This window comes from Protofrankia sp. Cr1 (genome assembly GCF_963555865.1).
Classification (GTDB): Bacteria; Actinomycetota; Actinomycetes; order Frankiales; family Frankiaceae; genus Protofrankia.
On record NZ_CAUVXO010000216.1, the window covers coordinates 1 to 3,550 of the forward strand.

3 protein-coding genes are annotated in these 3,550 nt (G+C 74.4%); 1 reads left to right on the plus strand and 2 read right to left on the minus strand.

All coding sequences use genetic code 11. From position 1 onward, the window contains the following. Positions 1-246, minus strand: a 246-nt coding sequence (locus tag U9980_RS16615) for a hypothetical protein (RefSeq protein WP_322768750.1), incomplete at its 3' end; no start/stop codon positions are given. Beyond that, the gene (locus U9980_RS16620) at positions 247-3,159 is read right to left on the minus strand and encodes a helix-turn-helix transcriptional regulator (protein WP_322768751.1); all 2,913 of its coding nucleotides are present in this window, start codon (positions 3,157-3,159) and stop codon (positions 247-249) included. 119 nt (positions 3,160-3,278) lie between these two features. Between U9980_RS16620 and U9980_RS16625 the strand changes: the two genes are divergently transcribed. Beyond that, a partial coding sequence (locus U9980_RS16625) for a hypothetical protein (protein WP_322768752.1) occupies positions 3,279-3,550 on the plus strand: 272 nt, incomplete at its 3' end.

A 3,550-nucleotide genomic window follows, 5' to 3' on the forward strand; every position in this document is an offset into this window, starting at 1 on the left:
ATTGTCAGGAGCACTTGGTGCATGCTGGACCTCGCCGGACAACGTCCGTTCTCCGTCCGTTTCGGCTGGGCTGCGCAAGACCTGGCCGCCCTGGCACATCCGAGCAATGTCATTGTCATCGTGGACGTTCTGCGGTTCACGACGGCGGTGAGCGTTGCGGTCGGCCGAGGAGCCGCGGTCCTGCCTTTCCGGCACCGAGACGTCGCCGCACAGCTTGGTGCCGATCCGGTCGTGCAGGATGGGCACTTAGCGGTCGGCGCCGGAAGCGAAGACGTCGTGCAGCTGCCGGCGGCCGGCGATGCCGAGCTTGCGGTAGGCGCGGGCCAGGTGGGTTTCCACGGTCTTGATGGTGACGAACAGGCCCTGGGCGATCTGGCTGTTGCTGTTGCCGTGGAGGGCGAGCAGGGCGACGCGACGCTCGGCCGGGGTGAGGGCGTCGATACCGGTGACCGCGGTCCGGCGCGGCCGGACGCCGACGGCGTCCAGTTCGGCGCGGGCGCGCTCGGCCAGCGGCCGGGCGTGCATGCGGTCGGCGAGCGCGAGGCCGTGGCGCAGCGGCTGGCGGCACTCCTCGCGTTGCCCGGTGCGCCGCAGGGCCGCTCCCAGGTCCACCAGGGTGATGGCATGCTCGAGCGCGGCCGGGGTCTCCCGCAGCATGCCTGCCGCCTCGGTCAACAGGGCAATGTCGGGACGGGAACCGGCGACCAGTCCGGCGACGCGTAATGCGGCGCCTACGGCCTGTGCCACGCCGGTCTGTCGGGCCCGCTCGACAGCCTGGCCGGCGAGCTGTCGGGCGTGCGCGTGGTCCCCGAGGTGATAGGCGGCGAGCGCCGCAGTGGTCCGCCACGGTAGCAGGCCGGGATGGTCCACGTCGTAGATCTCGTCGAGATGGCGCCCGGCGGCGCAGGCGTCGGCCAGAGCCGCGGCCGGGTCGTGCTCGGCAAGGGCGAGCCGGGCGCGGGCGTGCCGGACGAGAGCGGCATCCATAGATCCTGCGGTACCGGGGTCAACATGGTTGGCTTGACCGAGCGCCTCGTGGGCGGCGGCACGGTCGCCGCGTTCGAGGTGCACCACAGCGAGCAGAGAGTAGATCCATCCGTCCGAGACGGTCCAGCCGGCGGTGTGAGCGGTCTGGGCCGCTTCGAGGTCGGCGAGCGCGGCGGTCAGCGCACCCTGCTGGAAGCGGGACAGCGCCCGGTGGTAGCTGGCGCTGGCCTGAGCAAGCAGGTCGCCCCGCTCACGGGCGGTGGCGAGCGCGGCGTCGGCGGCCGCGTCGGCGGCAGCGAGCTCGCCTGCGATGACCAGGGCATGAACCACGAGCCCGATCAAAGCCGCGGGGCTGTCCGGGCCGAGCAAGGGGTCGTCGGCCAACGCGCGGGCGGCCATGTGGCGGACAGCGGACGCCGGGTCGCCTGCCAGCGCAAGCCGGAGCGTGACATGCGCAAGCAGGGGGGGCCGGCTCGGCGGTCGCCCCTGCCGTGCGGCCCGCAGCACGGGGAGCATCCGCCTGTCGGCGTCGGACACCAGGGAAGGGTGGAACATCGCAATCGCGAGATAGCCGGCCAGCAGGTCTTCCCGGGCCGGGTCGTGCGGATCGAGCAGGTCGAGGGCTTCCCCGCTGGCCGCCGCGGCCCCTGCGGCGTCGCCCCGCGCGTGGCAGATCTGGGCCAGCATGCCCAGGGCGTCCGCGCGGGTCCGGGCCGGCGCGTCGCGGAGCAGCGCGAGCCCCTCCGACAGCGTCGTGTGCGCGGCCGTGTCGCCGCCGGTCAGCTGGGCGCGGGCCAGCTCGATCAGCAGGGCGCCGCGCTGGTGTGGCGGAGCCGGTTCGGCAAGGGCGCGGTCGAGGAGCCTCGCCGCCGCCGCGGGATCACCCCGCGACAGCGCCGGGCCTGCCGCCTCGCGCAGCACCCGGACGACGGCGGTGTCGCCCTCGGGCGCGGCCACGAGAAGATGGCCGGCCACCCGCTCCGCTCCTTCACCCTCGGCGGCGAGGATGTCGGCGGCACGCCGGTGCGCACGGGTACGGGCGAACGCCGGTTGGTCGGCGTACACTGCGGCCCCGACGAGCGGGTGGACAAACGTCAACGGGTCCCCGGGCCGCAGCAGGTGCGCCGTGGCGAGCGCGTCGGCTGCCCGTTCGGCGGCCATCAGGTCCAGAGCGGCGTGGGCTGCGACACGGCGCAGCGGGGTGCCGTCGCCGAGCACCGCGGCCGAGGCGGCCAGCCGGCCGGCGTCGGCCGGTAGGCGAGCCAGTCGTGCCAACACCGAGCGCACCACCGTGTCGGGCACCAGGCCTGCGACGGAGGCAGCCGCGGGGGTCTCGGCCACGTGCAAGGATTGCACCAGCTCACCGACAAGGAAGGGGTTGCCACCGCTGGCGTGGGCGACGGCGGCGACGAGCGCACCGTCCGCTGTCGGCAACGCATGAGTCACCAGCCGGCTGACAGCCTCGGCACTCAGCGGTGCGAGTGTCAGCAGCCGCATCTGCGGAACCACCGCCAGCCGGCGCAACGCCGGCGCGTCGGCCCCGGCCTCACCGTCGCGGACGGCGACGACCAGGACGAGGGGGATCCGGTCGGCCCGGTCGGCCAGCATGGTCAGGAAGCGCAAGGACGCGGCATCGGCCCACTGCGCGTCGTCGACGGTCAGCAGCACCGGCCGGACCTCGTCCCCGGCCAGATCCCAGCCCGTCAGGTTCGCGGTCAACCAGCACAGGCCCAGCAGCACCGCCTCCGCGTCCGGCGGTGCGGACGCACCGGCGCCGGTTCCGGTGAACAGCGCGGCGGCGGGCGCAGCCAAGCCGGCGAACAGCCTCGCCCGGTCCGTCTGATCCGCGGCCGCCACCGGCGGCGCGAGCAGGTCAACCGCGACACCCAGGGCAACCTGCCGCTCCAGCTCCCGCCCGCGGCCTGCCAGCACCCGTAACCCGCACGAAGCGCCAAAGCTCTCGGCGACGGCGAGCAGCCTCGTCTTGCCCATCCCCGGCGGCCCCTGCACGACCACCGCGCCGGCGCCGCCCCGGCGGGCCGCACCCACCGCGGCCCGCAGGACCGCCACCTCGTCCGCGCGCTCCAGCAGCGGCTCGCCCCACCTGGAGGCCGTCGGATGCAGCGAATCGACGCCAGCTGGTCCGGACGCCATGGTGCCCCGAGTGTCCACGGCGTGCCTCCCCGTCCCGGTAGCCCCTCCGGCTGGCCGCGCGCAGCTCCGGGTGGCGGCGAAAAATCAGGGTACTCACCCCGATGCCCGCAGGCCCGGCCCCACCGCAGGATGCCCTGGTGACCGATCTCGATCAGCTGCGGCAGCGCCTGGCAGACCTGCTCGCCGGAGCTGGCCCCGCCGGCCAACTCGTGATCTCGGAGACGCTCTTCGGCCCCGCCGACCCCCTGGTCAAAGCCCTGCTCGACACGTACTGCGGCGGCCAGCCGGTCGTCGTCCACGGGGCCGCGCTGGCAGCGCCCGGCGACGGTACGGACGACGTGGTGGTCACCGGCACGACGGACTACCTCAACGTCGACGGCGCGGCGGTCACCGTACGTTTCCGGCCGGC